At 68.6% G+C, this 14784-nt stretch carries 13 protein-coding genes and 1 pseudogene; 3 read left to right on the top strand and 11 right to left on the bottom strand.

Features of this window, described 5'->3' with window-relative positions:
* Window positions 1-11: 11 nt before the first annotated feature.
* Window positions 12-1235 (top strand): acyl-CoA dehydrogenase family protein, encoded by a 1224-nt coding sequence (locus ACWGJY_RS19310; protein WP_453262021.1) that lies wholly within the window; start codon window positions 12-14, stop codon window positions 1233-1235.
* A 364-nt stretch (window positions 1236-1599) separates the two neighbouring features.
* Here the strand turns inward: ACWGJY_RS19310 and ACWGJY_RS19305 are convergent, their stop codons facing one another.
* The 10 genes from ACWGJY_RS19305 to ACWGJY_RS19260 form a co-directional block, all read right to left on the bottom strand.
* Window positions 1600-3165: a carbamoyltransferase C-terminal domain-containing protein gene (locus ACWGJY_RS19305; RefSeq protein ID WP_453262020.1), complete on the bottom strand. Its 1566-nt coding sequence runs from the start codon at window positions 3163-3165 to the stop codon at window positions 1600-1602.
* A gap of 60 nt (window positions 3166-3225) precedes the next feature.
* Entirely contained in the window at window positions 3226-4032 is an 807-nt protein-coding gene (hisN, locus tag ACWGJY_RS19300; RefSeq protein ID WP_453262019.1) for a histidinol-phosphatase, read from the bottom strand.
* Window positions 4033-4112: 80 nt separating this feature from the next.
* Complete coding sequence (locus ACWGJY_RS19295) at window positions 4113-4802, bottom strand: methyltransferase (protein WP_453262018.1); 690 nt, start codon at window positions 4800-4802, stop codon at window positions 4113-4115.
* A 26-nt stretch (window positions 4803-4828) separates the two neighbouring features.
* Complete coding sequence (locus tag ACWGJY_RS19290) at window positions 4829-6118, bottom strand: DegT/DnrJ/EryC1/StrS aminotransferase family protein (protein ID WP_453262017.1); 1290 nt, start codon at window positions 6116-6118, stop codon at window positions 4829-4831.
* Between the two features lie 95 nt (window positions 6119-6213).
* Window positions 6214-7230 (bottom strand): Gfo/Idh/MocA family protein, encoded by a 1017-nt coding sequence (locus ACWGJY_RS19285; RefSeq protein WP_453262016.1) that lies wholly within the window; start codon window positions 7228-7230, stop codon window positions 6214-6216.
* A 93-nt stretch (window positions 7231-7323) separates the two neighbouring features.
* Window positions 7324-7797: an NUDIX hydrolase gene (locus ACWGJY_RS19280; protein WP_453262015.1), complete on the bottom strand. Its 474-nt coding sequence runs from the start codon at window positions 7795-7797 to the stop codon at window positions 7324-7326.
* 682 nt (window positions 7798-8479) lie between these two features.
* Window positions 8480-9322 (bottom strand): SAM-dependent methyltransferase, encoded by an 843-nt coding sequence (locus tag ACWGJY_RS19275; protein ID WP_453262014.1) that lies wholly within the window; start codon window positions 9320-9322, stop codon window positions 8480-8482.
* 26 nt (window positions 9323-9348) lie between these two features.
* Window positions 9349-9507 (bottom strand): hypothetical protein, encoded by a 159-nt coding sequence (locus ACWGJY_RS19270; RefSeq protein WP_453262013.1) that lies wholly within the window; start codon window positions 9505-9507, stop codon window positions 9349-9351.
* 187 nt (window positions 9508-9694) lie between these two features.
* Window positions 9695-10948, bottom strand: coding sequence for an FAD-dependent monooxygenase (locus ACWGJY_RS19265; protein ID WP_453262012.1), 1254 nt, complete (start codon window positions 10946-10948; stop codon window positions 9695-9697).
* Between the two features lie 116 nt (window positions 10949-11064).
* On the bottom strand, window positions 11065-11607 hold the full coding sequence (locus ACWGJY_RS19260; protein WP_453262011.1) for a hypothetical protein: 543 nt from the start codon (window positions 11605-11607) through the stop codon (window positions 11065-11067).
* On the opposite strand from ACWGJY_RS19260, the pseudogene ACWGJY_RS19255 reads away from it, so the two are divergent.
* Window positions 11578-11676 (top strand): annotated as a pseudogene (locus ACWGJY_RS19255) (hypothetical protein); the annotation flags it as partial. The gene ACWGJY_RS19260 and the pseudogene ACWGJY_RS19255 overlap by 30 nt on opposite strands.
* Before the next feature lie 252 nt (window positions 11677-11928).
* On the opposite strand, the gene ACWGJY_RS19250 reads toward ACWGJY_RS19255, so the two are convergent.
* Window positions 11929-13098 (bottom strand): Gfo/Idh/MocA family protein, encoded by a 1170-nt coding sequence (locus ACWGJY_RS19250; protein WP_453262010.1) that lies wholly within the window; start codon window positions 13096-13098, stop codon window positions 11929-11931.
* Window positions 13099-13683: 585 nt separating this feature from the next.
* On the opposite strand from ACWGJY_RS19250, the gene ACWGJY_RS19245 reads away from it, so the two are divergent.
* Window positions 13684-14727, top strand: coding sequence for an enolase C-terminal domain-like protein (locus ACWGJY_RS19245; protein ID WP_453262009.1), 1044 nt, complete (start codon window positions 13684-13686; stop codon window positions 14725-14727).
* The last annotated feature ends 57 nt before the right edge of the window (window positions 14728-14784 follow it).

Here is a 14784-nt window from a genome sequence, read left to right as displayed (position 1 = left end):
CTGGAGGGGCCGTGCACCTCGAATACACCCCCGAGCAGCAGCAGTTGCGCGCCGAACTGCGCACGTACTTCGCCGAGCTGGTGCCGGACCACGCCTCCGCCGGCCCCCGTGGCGCCCAGGGCACGGGCGGTGCCCCCCTCGACGGCCCCGCCGCCCAGAAGCGCTTCTACCGAGAGACCGTGCGCCGGTTGGGCGCCGACGGCTGGCTCGGCGTCGGCTGGCCCAAGGAGTTCGGCGGGCGCGGTATGTCCCCGACGGAACAGTTCATCTTCTTCGACGAGGCGGCCCAGGCGGGGGTGCCGCTGCCGCTGATGGCGCTGAACACCGTCGGCCCGACGATCATGCAGTTCGGCACCGACGAACAGAAGGCCTACTTCCTGCCCCGGATCCTCTCCGGCGAGATCGACTTCGCCATCGGCTACAGCGAACCGGATGCCGGCACCGACCTGGCCGCCCTCAAGACCCGCGCCGTACGGGTCGGTGACGAGGAGAGCGGCCACTACGTCGTCAACGGGCAGAAGATCTGGACGACCAACGGCGACACCGCCGACTGGGTATGGCTCGCGGTGCGCACCGACCCGGAAGCGCCGCCCCACAAGGGCATCACCATGCTCCTGGTCCCCACCGGCGACCCCGGCTACTCCTGCACTCTGATCAACACCCTCGCCTCGCACGACACCACCGCCAGCTACTACGAGAACATCACCGTCCCGGCCTCCCGCCGCGTCGGCCAGGAGAACAAGGGCTGGCGGATCATCACCAACCAGCTCAACCACGAGCGGGTCACCCTCGCCGCCCACGGCACCATGGCCATCCGCGCCCTGCACAACGTCCAGCGCTGGGCCGCCGGCACCGCACTCGGCGACGGCCGCCGGGTGATCGACCTGGGCTGGGTGCGCGGACGGCTGGCCCGCACCCATACCCGGCTGGACGCCATGAAGCTGCTGAACTGGCAGATGGTCGACGCGCTCCAGCAGGGCACCCTCACCCCGCAGGACGCCTCCGCGGTCAAGGTCTACGGCTCCGAGGCCCGCCGGGACGCGTATGCCTGGCTGATGGAGGTCGTCGGGTCCGCCGGCCCCCTGAAGGAGGGCTCGGCCGGCGCGGTACTGCACGGCGAACTCGAACGCGGCTACCGCTCCGCGGTCATCTTCACCTTCGGCGGCGGCAACAACGAGATCCAGCGCGAAATCATCTCGTGGATCGGCCTCGGAATGCCGCGCGTACGGCGCTGACGTGGTGACGCGTACGCCGACGGTTCCTGTCGCGACACGCGCCCTCGCGTCGGTGATGGCTACCTGGACACGACCTGCGTACGGCAGCCCCGGGCCCCGGCCGCATCCCGTGGTGGCGGTGGCGGCCGGGGGCGAGAGTACAAGCGGTCAGCAGAGGCGGTAGGACGAGATCTTGTCGTTGATCCGGCCGGGGATGGTGGCCCACCACTCGCCGGGACCGGTCCTGAACTCCAGGCCGCCGTAGTTCTTGTGCTCGTAGAAGCACAGGGAGAGGTCCGTGCTGTTGCCTAGGGACGAGGTGGAGTCCTTGCCCGGTCCGGTGAGCTCCGCGACCTGTACGCCTTCGGGTTGCTGCCGGGCGGCGTCACCGTCGCGGGGTGATGAAGGTGTCGTTCACGACATATCCGTCCAGCCCGTGGAGCTCGCCGTACGCCATCAGGTCGCTGGTGCGGTTGATGAAGCCGCGTCCCGAATAGTTGAGCGAGGTGTTGCAGAGGACGCTGAATCCGGTCAGTTCGCCGAAAGAGGTCAGCAGTTCGGCCATCTCCGGGTTCGCCGCCGGGTCGACGGTCTGGGTGCGGGCTGTTCCGTCGACGTGCGTCACCGCCCGCAGTTCGCCGGACTCGACCTGGCTGAAGTACAGCATGTAGGGATCGGGGACCCCTCCACCGAACCAGCGGCCCGCGTCCTGCTCCAGACAGATCGGGGCGATGGGGCGGTAGCCCTCGCGCTGCTTGATCTTGTTGAGCCTGCCCGTCGTCTCCTCGGTGAAGGGAGCGGCGAGGATCGACCGGTTCCCGAGCGCGCGGGGGCCGATCTCCCAGCGGCCCCGCGCCCAGCCGATGATGTTCCCGTCGCGGAGGTAGCGGGCGACCTCGCCGTGGCGCAGCGGCCGGATTTCGTACCGCTGGGGGTCAAAGGGCATGTCCTCGACGAATTCGCCACCCGCGTAGACGTCCCATTCCAGGCCGGCCGAGCCGGTGTAGAAGTGCTGGGCGTCGATGGCGGTCCCGATCGCGGAGCCGCTGTCGTTGGGGCACGGCGGGACGAAGACCGCAGGGAAGAGCCCGCACTCGCGCCAACGGCGATTCCACTCGCAGTTGAGCCCGCAGCCGCCGGAGATGAGCAGCGGGAGGCCCTCCGTCAAATGCTCCCGGGCGTAGGCGTGGAACCGGTCGAAGATGGCGTCCGACAGGCGGGCGGCGAGGTTCTTGTACGCGTCTGTCTCCACGCCGATGTTGTAGTAGGGGGAATCGGTCATCCGGTCCTTCAGGCTGCCGGTGATGACCTCCCGCTGTCCGAGTACGAATTCGATGACTTCCTGCTCTGCCGGGGTGGGCGGCCGGTCCTCGGCGAATCCGGCCAGTGCCATCTGCTTGCCCGCGTCCTGGAAGCGGACGAATTCCTCGTGCGAGCTGTACTTGGGGTCGGCGAGCGCGAAGCCGTAGGAGTACTTGTTGCCCGGGTAGTTGAGCACCTCCTGGAGATGGGTCACCTTCCCGTGCTCGTCGATGCGGTAGAACGAGCCGATGTTCCCCTCCCACACCAGGCTGTAGAAGGGCTGGTCCCGACGGAATGCCGACATTCCGTAGGACGTCATGAGGTGAGAGCGCTCGTGCGTGGAGGAGAAGACGCGCACGTTCTTCCCGAAGAACCGGCCGGCCTCGTCCGAGATCGCGGATTCGCCCACACCGAAGTACCCGGCACGCGAGGGCTGGTCGGTGGCCTGGGTCCCCTTGATCCAGCCGCTCACGGCGACGACGTCCGGCTGTTTGTCCAGCCGGTCCGCCGCTACGGCGAACACCTCGGCGGTCAGGGTGCTGTAGCGGACGAACGAGTCCTTCTCCGCCTCCAGGGAGAAGAGCAGCTTCCCGTCCTCGACGGCCGCGATTGCCCCGTCATGGCCTTCCTTGAGGGAAAGAATCAGCATGATGGTCCGTCTCTCTGCGAATTCTCTGCGAACTTCCGACCTGACAGTGGGATGCCGGGATCAGACAGCGCCGGGACCGGCCGCCGCCGAGAGGACTTTCCGGGCGAGCTGGTGCAACTGCGGGTTGGCGGACAGGGCGCCGGTGCCGTTGTGGGGCGAGGCGCCCAGGAGATCGGTGCAGACACCGCCGGCTTCCGCCACGAGAACTTGCAAGGCGGCGATGTCCCAGGGGTTCACGACCGGTTCGGCCGCGATGTCGAGGGTTCCTTCGGCGACCATGCAGTGCTGGAGGAAGTCCCCGAAGGCACGGTCCTCCCAGCACTCTTCGGCCAGGCGCAGATAGGCGTCACGTGAGTGGAAGACGTCCCAGGTGCGGGTGCTGGTGGTGGAGAGGTAGGCGTGGGCGAGACGGGTGTTGCCGGAGACCCGCAAGGGCAGGGGGGCGCTTCCGGCCGGCCCGCGCCGCAGCCAGGCGCCCCGTTCGGCCGCCGCCCACCAACGGCTGTGCAGGGCGGGGGCACTGATCACACCGACGGTGGGCCGGCCGTCCTCCAGCAGGGCGATCAAGGTGGCCCAGACCGGTATCCCGCGCAGGAAGTTCTTGGTGCCGTCGATGGGGTCGACCATCCAGGTGCGCCCGGCTGTGACGGAGCCGCCGGTCTCCTCCCCGGCGAAGGCATCATCCGGGCGGTCGGATTTCAGTGCCTCGCGTACGGCCGTCTCGACGGCGGTGTCCGCGTCGGTCACGGGCGTACGGTCCGGCTTCTCCCGGATCCTCAGGTCGAGGGCCTGGAAGCGGCGGCTGGTGACGCCGTCGGCGATGTCGCCGAGTCGCAGGGCCAGTTCGAGATCGTCCTGTCGTGACATGGGGCGCCTCACTGCACACCTCGTGGGTTTCGGGGGCTCGGCCCGTGACGGATCCGGGCGGAGCGGCACGGGCCGCCGGACTACTTCGCGTGCAGTTCGAGCATGTGGTACTCCATGACCCGGACCTCTTCGATCCGGCGCACGCGGCGCAGCAGTTCGACCCGCATGCCGGCTTCCTCCGCGATGGCGTCGAGCCGTTCGCGGTCCCCGAGGTCGGCCGTGCCCAGCAGCAGCCTGCCGCCGTCGGACAGGTGCTCATGGGCGCCGGCGAGGTACCGGGCCTGGCCCTGGTAGCCCGGATCGAAGACGGCGGAGTGCAGATCGGTGGAGAGCGAGAAGTCGTCCTCCACATAGGTCCAGGGCACGTTCCAGAAGATGGCGTCGAAGCGGTCCGCGGGTTCGAGCGCCGCGTACATGTCGCTGTGGAGGACGCGCACCCGGTCGCTCACACCGTGCCGTTCGGCGTTGGCAGCCGTGTTGGCCACTGCCTTGTCATTGATGTCCAGCGCGGTGACGGAGGTGCAGCCGTTGAGGGCGGCGGTCACGGAGATGACGCCCGTGCCGCAGCCGACCTCCAGGAACGAGCCGCCAGGCGGATAGGGCACCATCGAGGCCATCACCTCGGTGGCGGCGCTCAGGGTGCTGGGGAAGACGCCCCGGTGCAGGCTCCATTCCCGCCCCAGCAGGGTGAAGGAGTCCGGCAGATCGTCCCCCACGAGGGCGTGCTGGAGGACCTGGGCCACGGCCTCGGGGGATTCCCCGACAGTCATCGTCTCTGCCTCTCCGGTCGTGCGGGTCATCGGTTCGGCCCGGCCGCGTACCGTACGAGCGCTTCGCGGTGGCGGCCGATCTTGCGGAAGGCCTCGGCGTACTGGTCGATGAGCGTCTTGTCCTCGGGCCAGGTGGTGAAGGTGGGCAGGGACAGCGCGTGCTGCTCGACGTGCTCCGCGTGCGAGCCGCTCTCCGGTGCGATGCCCTTCTTCGACGTGCCGGGGAAGAGGGGGTTCTCCTGGCGGGCGTAGAGCGGCAGCGTCGACAGCCGGGGGCCGGAGGGGGCGCCCACCTCCATGCCCTCGGCGCGCAGCGCCTCGATGAGGACGGCGCGGGGGACACCGCCCAGGGCCTCGGGCCGGTAGAGCGGTTTGTAGCCGTACCAAGCACCCATGTCGACGTGGTCGGCCACGTGCACCGGCTCCAGATAGGCCACGTCGCCGAGTTGCCCGCCGAGGTGGCGCAGACAGCGGTGCCGGGCCTCCTTGCGTGCCGGGAACGCCGCGAGCGCGTGCCGGGCGACGATGGCGTTGAACGGCGACATGCGCAGCTTCAGCCCGAAACCGGTGACCCAGTGCGCCCGCAGGTCCTCGTCGAGGACGGCGTCCCGGGAGCGGTCCCGGTAGTGCCCGAGAAGCGTGGCACGGTCGTGCACCTGGGGGTCGCTCGTGACGAGGATGCCGCCCTCGCCCGCGTAGACGGCCTTGTTGGCCTGGAGGGAGAAGACCGCGGCGTCGCCGAAGGTGCCGACGGGCCTGCCCTTGTAGCGGCTGCCATGAGCGTGGGAGCAGTCCTCCAGAACGCGCAGCCCGTGTCGTTCGGCGATGCGCAGGATCGCGTCCATGTCACAGGGGTGGCCCCACTGGTGGACGACTGTGATGACCTTGGTGTGTTCGGTGAGTGCGGCGTGAAGTGCCTTGGGGTCCAGACCGCGGGTGTCGGGGTCGATGTCGGCCAGGACCACGTCACCGCGGAGCGCGAAGACGGGACTCAGCGCCGCGTGGTAGGTGAGCGCCGGGCCCACGACGTCCACGCCTTCGCGCACCCCGAGCGCGAAGTAGGCGGCGAGGAGGGCGCTGGTACCGGAGTTGAAGGTGATCGCGAAGCGGGCTCCATGGTCCAGGAAGGCAAGGAAGTCGGCCTCAAGCCGGCCGATGGGACCGCTGTTGCCCTTGATGGAGATGTCGGTGTTCCGCTGCTCGGCGAGTTCCGACAGCTCGGCCTCGCCGGCGGGGGGCGGCCAGACTTCGTGCGGCAGCGGCTGTTCGATGACGGGCGTGCCTCCGAGGAGGGCGAGTTGTTCGATGGTGGTCATGTGTCCTTCCTGCCTTCACGGGTGGGCTTTTCGCGGGTGGGCTCGGGACCGGCCCGCCGGGGCCCGGCCGGTGCTCGGTACGGCGGCGGGGTCAGTCAGGCGCACCGGTCGGCGAGCTTGTTCTGCTCGCCCAACCGGTCCCGGTAGATCCCGTCGATCGTGCGCACGGCGGCGAGCTGACGCTGGAAGTGGTCCTGGCGGTAGCGGAGGTCGTCCAGGTGTCCCAGATGGTGGGCGATCATGGAGCGCACGGCGTCGATCTTGGGGCCTGCCCAGGCGCAGCGGTCCAACGGCAGCCCTCCGACGGAGTGCAGGGTGGCGACTGCGGGGGCGACGTTCAACGCGCCCTCCGTACCGAGCACGCAGAGGCGTTCGATCTTCTCGTGGTTGTGGCGTGAGATACGCAGCGAGCCGGCCAGTCCCGTCGAGGGATAGCTGCACATGAGGCTGACGAGATCCTCCAGCCGGCGATCCCGCATCTCCCGGTACTGGTGCACGAAGGCGGAGTGCACCCGAGGGGGTTCGGGGAAGAGCCCGCTGAGTACATCGATGAGGTGGTAACCCATGTCGAGGAGCACACCGCCCATCGCCTGCTCCCTGGAGGCGCGCCAACCCGTGGTCGGGTGAGCCAGGTTCAAGTGGTAGTCGTAGGAGAACCAGTAGGGCTGCCCGATCCGGGCGAGGTTCTTCTGGGCGAAGTGGAAGACGGGGTTGAAGTTCCGTTGCAACAGGGTGAAGACGCTGCGGTCGGCCCGTTGCGCCAGGTGTATCAGTTGCCGGGCTTCCTGCTCGGTGACGGCGAACGGCTTTTCCTTGATGACGTGCCTGCCGTGTGCCAGGAGTTCCGTACAGACCGGGAAGTGCTCACTGTGCGGCACGGTGACCACAGCGGCGTCGAATTCGGCCTTTTCGAGTGCCTCGTCGAGGACGCCGTAATGTGGGAAACCCCATTCGTCGGCGAGTGATGAGGCTGCCGGGGCGGGGTCGACGCCGCCGACGACATCTGCATTCTCCCGCACGACCGGCAGATATTCCTTTCCTTGATGTCCAGCAAATCCGACCACCAGTACTCGCGGTCGCGGACGCACGTTCTTCAACCTGTCACTGGACATGCGGAATATCCCCCTCGCAGAAGATCTGAGGATGACGCGGGCAGCCAGGAAAGGATCGTGGAGATCCTGATCGGACGCTTGGTCGCAGGGGGTTCAGGGAATTCTTCGACTTTTTCCGGAAGCATCGGCGAGCCAGGCATGTGCTGCGGTCACCACGTCCTTGATGAAGTTGCTTCCGCTGCCCTGCGCGTTCTCGTCGAGAAGCGAGACTTCCCCGGCCGTGATCCAGGCGAACTCGGTGTGCTTGTCCCGTTCGAGTGCGGGCGAGGAGAGCTCCCCGTCCACCTCGACGACGTAGTCCGCCTCGACGTGGCGCAGTCCGTCCGCCGTCCACTCCTCGTGCGCCACCTGGGCCAGAACGCGGCGCAGCCGCCACCCGGTCTCCTCCGCGATCTCCCTGCGCAGCGCGTCCAAGAGGGACTCCCCTTCCTCCACCGCTCCGCCGACGACGTCCCAGCACCCGGGGAAGAGGCGTCGGCCGGCCGAGCGGCGCTGGACGAAGATCCGGTCGTACGGGTCGCGGATCAGCGCGCCCACCACACGTCGGGGTTCGTTCGGCTCGGTCACGTCAGCCTTTCACCGGGCTTGGGGGTCGCACGGTTGGCGAATCCGCGGCGGTGGCCGACGAGGGCTGCTGGAGGAACTGAGTGAGGAATGGGGCCCCAGCTGCACCTGCAGCCACACGCCGTCTCTCGCGGAACAAGCTGACCACTCTTCCCTCGTTTCACCTGCACGTAAAAGATTTCGCGTGCGCCATGCTTCGGGTAAAATAGAAAAGGAGTCGAACGGTTCGAAGGGAAATTCAAGCAGCCCGACTTGCCGCCGAATCGTGCTTGCTGCCGGGCCTGATTTTCCGTCATGAATAATACCTGGAACCCTGTGCTGTGCATGGGTTCCCCCAAAGCTTCGGATGCCTCAACTTCTCCTTGACACGGCATCAAGTCATATGCTGAGGGTGTGACACGGCAGGTGCTGCATATCCAGTCGGGCGTAGGCGCTCCGGCAGTCTGCACCGAACTGCGGGCTGCTGTGGTCTCGGTCTGCCCGCTCGGTGGGTGAGGGGTTTCTTCAGCGCACTTCGCCTGAGCGATCCTTCTTTTTTGCCACCCCGGCCGTTTCGCGGTGGAATATGTTGGCCGGATTTGCCACTCGCCGAGGCCTGGTGGCACTGCCCGTCGGCCACGAACTCCGGCCCACCTGCCGGCGGGGGCCCGTGGTGTCACCACCGGCCCCCGGGCGGGTGCTTCGTTCACAGGCGGCGGGCGACCAGGAAGACGTAGCCGATCTGTGGGAGCGCACCGAACCGGGGAAGGAAGCGCGTGGAGTTGAAGAACTCGTAGTGGGGGTCGTCGGCGGAGGGTGCGACGTCGGCGAAGGCATCGGCGAACGCCTGGTACGTGCGCCGGACGTGCTCTGCGATGTCGTTGAACTCCACCACCTCCAGACCGGCGCGGTCGAGGGCCGTGCGGAGCTCCGCCGGTTCGGGAAACCCGGGGGACCCGAACGCCCGGCACGTCTGGCGGACTGTCTCCGCGGCATCCCCGGTCACCGGCGAGCGGAGCAGGACATCGGTGATGACCAGCGGGCTGCCGGGTCGCAGAGTCCGGGCGATCTCGGCGAGGGCGGTGGTCCGGTCGGGGAGGTGCATCATGGACTCGATCGCCCAGGCACCGTCGAAGGACGCGGCCTCGAAGGGCAGTGCGCAGGCGTCCGCGTATCGGAAGTCCACCCGGTCGGCGAGGGCGGCGGCGTCCGCCCGGGTCCGGGCGAGGTCGATGTCCTCGTTGCTGACGGAGATTCCCGACACACGGGCGCCGGTGGCACGGGCGATGCGCAGGGCGGGCCGTCCGGTTCCGCAGCCGACGTCCAGCAGGTGACGGCCGGGTGCGGCGGCCAGCCGCGCCGCCACGAGGTCGGTGAGCCGGTCGGTGGCTTCGTTGAGGGAGCGGTCGTCCGTGGCGCTGTCCCAGTAGCCGACATGGATGTTCCCGTCGACGGCCGCGCCGTCCGCGGTCTCGGTCTGCTCGTCATGGAGTCGGCCGGCGTCCGGTTTCGACGGGACGGTGTGGTGTGCGGACGGGTCGTTGGTCATCGATGTCTCCCGAGCATGAGGGTGTGTCAGCTGGTGAGGAGGCCGATCTGCCGCATGACCGCCGAAGCCGAGGACTCGGCGCGCCGTTCTTCGCTGTTGCCCTGTGCGGCATCGCGACACGGGTCGACGGTCGCTTCGTCATCGCCTGCCGGGTGGTGGCCCTCGCGCTGTTGAGTCCGGGCCATGACGGAAATCCCCTGGGAGCGCGGCGTTCGATGTCGCATTCGCCGTCATTCTGCAGAATCTACTGGTGGCGCCACCACCCCGGAAGACGGCCTCACAGCCATCACCGGAACGTTCTGGCGGACCTTCGGCCCCAGTGGCGTCCCACGCGCCTCTCACCGAAGGCGACTTGCCCCGGTGACCACGACGTCAGCGCGCCGAATCCCTGTTCTCCTTCGAAACGGTCCATGAGGTACGGGAGTTCAGCTGCGCAGCTGTTGCCTGGGCCAGGTCCTTGTAACTGTTCGCCATCTCCGTGGCCTCGGCGAGGGGCAACACCCCGGTGCGCTCCTCGGCACGCGCGATGATCTTCTCCGGTCCCAGCTCGCGGTTGGCCAGCACGATCGCGTTGACCGTCGGCCGGCGCATCGTGTCGTAGCGGCGGAGCGCGGTCACGGGGTCGTGCTCCCGGGCCAGGCACCAGGCCAGCACCCGGGCGTCGACGACGGACTGCGATCCGCCGTTCATACCCATCGGGAACATCGGGTGGGCCGCGTCGCCGAGCAGCGTGACCCGGCCGAAGCTCCAGCGCGGCAGGGGGTCGCGGTCGAGCATGGGGTACTCGAAGATCGCCGATGAGCGCTCGACCAGCTTCGTCAGATCGACCCACGGCAGGCTCCAGTCCGCCACGCCCGCGAGGGCCTCCGCCGTGGTGATGCGGCGGGCCTGCGGATCTGCCTGCTTCCCGTTGCCGTGACGTACTTCGAGCACCCAGTTCACCAGGGCGTCGCCGCCCTCGGCCGCTGGGTCGTCGATCGGGTAGGCGACGAACTTCGCGCCGGGGGTGCCGCCGGCCACCACGATCGTCCGGCCGTCGAGGAGGTGCGGATGCGGGGCGACCGCGCGCCACATGTGGACCCCGTTCCCGTGCGAGGGCCCTTCGGACGGGTACAACTGGGCGCGTACGGCGGAGTCGATGCCGTCGGAGCCGATCAACACGTCGGCGTCCTCGGTCACCGGCCTGCGGCTGGTCCGGTCCAGGAAGTGGGCCCGGAGGCCGTCCGGTGTCTGCTCGGCGCGCTGGAACTGCAGCCCGGTGCGGACGCTGTCCGTCCCGAGGCGTTCGTGTACGGCCGCCAGCAGCATGAGGTGCAGACGGCCGCGGTGTACGGAGTACTGCGGCCAGTGGTATCCGGCCGCGAGGCCGAGGGCTTCCTCCCACACCGGCTCGCCCGCCCGGTCGCGGTAGCTCAGCCGGTGCGGGGGCAGCGCGATGGCGGCCAGTTCGTCGGCCAGGCCGAGTTCCGTGAGTTCGCGTACGGCGTGCGGCAGCAGGTTGATTCCCACGCCGACCGCCTCGATGGTCCGTGCCGCGTCCCGCACCTGCGGACGGAAGCCTGCGGCGTGCAGGCTCAGGGCGCAGGTCAGTCCGGCGATGCCGCCTCCCACGATGGTGATGCGCATCGGCCATCCCCCGTTCTCTCGTCGTTGGGAAACACAACGCAAGGCCCGGGAGCCGAGTTCCGCGAGACGGCGGAGCCGCAGAGGCGCCCGTCACGTCGTGCCGGAACGGGATGGGGTCAGCCGGGAGTGTCTCTCGTACGGTCCAACTCCGCGCGCAGCGCGACCACTTGCCTGTTCAGCGCGAACTCGAAGCGCTCCTCGAAGGTACCGGCGACGACGTGCGAGGCGGCCTTGCTCAGGGCCGGGTACGTGGGGTCGTCGAACTCCGTCAGGCGATCCGGAGACTCGGCGGAGTGCGCCTGCTGTTCGCGGAGGGCTTCCTGGAGTGGGCCGCGCCCGGCGACATCAACTTCAACCCGCAGACCCTGCCCGGCCTCGGGCTGCCCCCGGACTCCCGCATCTACAACAGCGGCCAGGCCACCCAGCAGAACGGCAACGAACTCGACTACATGGTCTCCGACGTCGACACCGAGCGCTGGCAGGCCACCGTCCTGCCCAACTACGGCAGCGACGACTGGCCGATCCGCTTCGGCGCCCTCCAGGCCGCAGCGGAACCCGTCGACCTGACCATCCACGCCGACCGCCTGCTCGACGTCTACAACCCTCAGACCAACAACGGCACGCACGTCATCCAGCACCACGCCGACGGCGGCACCCACCAGCAGTGGTACCTGGCTGCCCTCGGCTACAACTCGCCTTCCGGCAAGCCCCTTTACCGCATCGTCAGCAAGGCGAGCAACAAGTGCCGCGATGTCGCGAACGGCCAGAGCTCGCGGGCCGGGGACTGCCTCAACGTCTGGGACTGCCACCCGCGCGACGGCGAGCCGGGCGGCGGATACCCCCGCGACACCCCGAACTTCACCCGTCCGAATGACCCTCGGACTGCCAAGTGGCTCCGGTCCGTATTCCTTCCGGACCACAGCCACCCGAAGCGAGTCCCGGAGGGCCGACGGGATTCCGCAGGCTTCCGCCTGCCTGAATCAGCTCTGGCCGTGCCCGAAGTACGCGGTCAGGTCCTGGTCCGGGGCCGCGACCTCGACGGCCCGGCCGCCGTCCCGCAACGACATGGTGGCCGCGTAGCCGGCGGCCACCGCTTCGCGGGCCGCGACGGGCGAGGTGACGGTGGCTCCGCCGTCCCGTACGAACCGCAGGAATTCCGCCATCAGCACGGGATCGGCGCCCCCGTGCGTGCCGGTCGGTGTGTGCACGGGCACCACCAGATCGGCCTCGGCGCGGCCGTCGGAGCGGCGGTTCCACACGTGGACCTCCGCTCCCTCCGAGTCGCCGAAGTTCTCCAGGCGCCCCTCGGTGCCGATCACCGTGTAGTTGCGCCAGTAGTCGGGGGTGTAGTGACACTGCTGGTAGCTTGCGAAAACTCCGTTGTCCAGCTGTATCTGCATCATGCTCAGGTCCTCCACGTCCACCACCGGGTGGAGACCGGTCTGGCTGAGCGGCGGCCAGTTCTCCGTCGACAGCCACTCGGTCATCCGCTCCCCGCTGCGGTCGCGGTGTGAGTCGATGTCCCCGTAGACCGTCAGCCCGCCCATGGCGTTCACCCGCCGGGTGTAGCCGCCGGCCAGCCAGTGGATGACATCAATGTCGTGCGCGCCCTTCTGCAGCAGCAGGCCGGTGGTGAGGCGTCGGTCCGCGTGCCAGTCCTTGAAGTAGAAGTCCCCGCCGTGGCCGACGAAATGGCGGCACCAGATGGCCTTGACCTCGCCGATCGCCCCCTTGACGATCAGCTCACGCATGGCCACCACGACCGGCATGTGGCGCATGTTGTGGCCCACGTACAACGGGGTCCGATGCCGGTGAGCTGCCGCGAGCAGCCGGTCACACCCCTCGGTCGTGATCGCCATCGGTTTGTCCAGGAACACCGGTACACCGGCCTGGAGGAAGTCCAGGCCGATCTCCTCGTGCGTGTGGTCCGGAGTCAGCACCAGCACGCCGTCGAGTCCCGCATCGAGCAGCTCATGGTGATCCGCGGCGGTCCGCACCTGGGTGCCGAATCGCGGTGCGGCGCGCGTCAGCAACTGTCGGTTGTGGTCGCAGGCGGCGGCCACCAGTGAGCCCGATCCGGGCTGATGGGCCAGATCGGCCAGGTCGCTGCGATTACCCAGGCCGATGACGCCGAGCCTGATGTCGTCCAAGGTGCTTGCCCTTTCAGAAGGTTTCGACCCCAGCAGGGCGAGGATGACCGGATGATAGATCTGGAACATATCCGGTTACGTGGTGGGTTTGTGCCTGATTCTGAGGGGGTCGGGATGGTGTCGACGGCCAGGGCGGCCGCGCTCTCGGGGGTGCTGCGGCCGGGCGGGAGAAGGGTGTTGCCCCGATGACAGATGGGGTGAGGTGGTCGGTGCGGGACGGAACGAGTCTGAGCTCACCGGATCCTGGCGTCAAGAGTTTGAATGTGATTCACTGACCCCGGATTGGCTGATGTATCAGAAACATATCGCAAGGGGGTGTCTCTGCGTCTCTGCGTCGCTCGGCGACCTCACGCCCGACGTGGACCGCCGTACCGTCCGGACCGCCGTGACATGGATCGACGGAGAAGTGGCCGGCCTGGGACTCGGCGCCCGGCTGCCCGCCGAGCAGGACCTGGCCGACCGGGGGGATGAGCCGGACCGTGGTCCGCGAGGCGGTGAAGCCCCTCTCCGCGCTGGGCCGGCTGTCCGTGCACAAGGGCCGCCCCCAACGCCTGAACCCCACACCACCACCCATGAAGGACACCCATGCGAATCACCGACGTGACTGTGGAACTGGTCGACCTGCCCGCTCAGCCGCCCTTCCGGTGGCGGGCAGGGCTGCCCGGTTCGGAGCCGGCGGTCGTGGGCGGGATCCTGCGGGTCCACACGGACGAAGGCCTGGTGGGCGAGGCGCACACGAGACGTGGGCTGATCGTCGCCGATCTGGTGAACCGCCGTATACGTGAGGACCTGCTCGGCCGCGACCCGCTGATGCGCGAGCTGCTGTGGCACCGCCTGTGGGAGCTGGACCGCATAGAGGAGCTTCCCATCTACGCGCTCGGCCTGGTCGACGTAGCGCTGTGGGATCTGGCCGGCCTCGCGGCCGGGCAGCCGGTCCACCGGCTGCTCGGTCCCTACCGCGAGGCCATCCCCGCCTACGCGAGCACGGTCACCTTCGGCAGCGTCGAGGAGTACCTCGATGTGGCCGGCCAGTGTCTGGAGCTCGGCTACTCCGCCATCAAGCTGCACGCGTGGGGAGACCCGCGAGCCGACGCGGACCTGTGCCAGAAGCTGCGGGCCCACGTCGGTGACGACGTCCCGCTCATGTACGACGGCTCGGCCGGGTTCGACCTCGCGGACTCGGTGTACCTCGGCCGCGCACTGTCCGAGGCGGACTACCTGTGGTACGAGGAGCCGATGCGCGAGTTCAGCGTGACCGCCCACCGGTGGCTGGCCGAACAGGTCGACATTCCGCTGCTGGTCGCGGAGACCTCCGACGGCGCGCATTTCAACGCTGGTGACTTCATCATGGCGGGCGCGGCGAGCCGGGTCCGCACCAGCGCGCAGCTCAAAGGCGGGATCACCGGAGCCCTGCGCATCGCGCACCTGGCCGAGAGCTACCACCTGCGGGCCGAGGTGCACGGCAGCGGAGTGGTCAACGCCCACCTTTGCATGGCGATCCCCAACACCACCTACTACGAGTCCCTCGTGTACACCAACCCCGTACAGCGCGAGCCGGCGGTCGGTGCCGACGGGCTGGTGCGGGCGCCGACGGCCCCCGGCATCGGCTTCGATCAACCGGGCTGGTGACGACTTCCGGTCGAACCAACAGGGCGGCCCCGGCACGTCCTTGACGAGGTCCCAGGC

It is taken from the genome of Streptomyces sp. NPDC054765, from assembly GCF_053612065.1.
The sequence above is the reverse complement of the archived record's forward strand: the minus strand, read 5'-3'. Positions and strand labels throughout refer to the sequence as shown.

Excerpts from the sequence above, each read along its gene's own strand:
- ACWGJY_RS19270 (WP_453262013.1), bottom strand. The coding sequence starts at position 9,507 with ATGGCCCGGACTCAACAGCGCGAGGGCCACCACCCGGCAGGCGATGAC.
- ACWGJY_RS19305 (WP_453262020.1), bottom strand. The coding sequence starts at position 3,165 with ATGCTGATTCTTTCCCTCAAGGAAGGCCATGACGGGGCAATCGCGGCC.
- ACWGJY_RS19285 (WP_453262016.1), bottom strand. The coding sequence starts at position 7,230 with ATGTCCAGTGACAGGTTGAAGAACGTGCGTCCGCGACCGCGAGTACTG.
- ACWGJY_RS19295 (WP_453262018.1), bottom strand. The coding sequence starts at position 4,802 with ATGACTGTCGGGGAATCCCCCGAGGCCGTGGCCCAGGTCCTCCAGCAC.
- ACWGJY_RS19290 (WP_453262017.1), bottom strand. The coding sequence starts at position 6,118 with ATGACCACCATCGAACAACTCGCCCTCCTCGGAGGCACGCCCGTCATC.
- ACWGJY_RS19245 (WP_453262009.1), top strand. The coding sequence starts at position 13,684 with ATGCGAATCACCGACGTGACTGTGGAACTGGTCGACCTGCCCGCTCAG.
- ACWGJY_RS19275 (WP_453262014.1), bottom strand. The coding sequence starts at position 9,322 with ATGACCAACGACCCGTCCGCACACCACACCGTCCCGTCGAAACCGGAC.
- hisN (WP_453262019.1), bottom strand. The coding sequence starts at position 4,032 with ATGTCACGACAGGACGATCTCGAACTGGCCCTGCGACTCGGCGACATC.
- ACWGJY_RS19265 (WP_453262012.1), bottom strand. The coding sequence starts at position 10,948 with ATGCGCATCACCATCGTGGGAGGCGGCATCGCCGGACTGACCTGCGCC.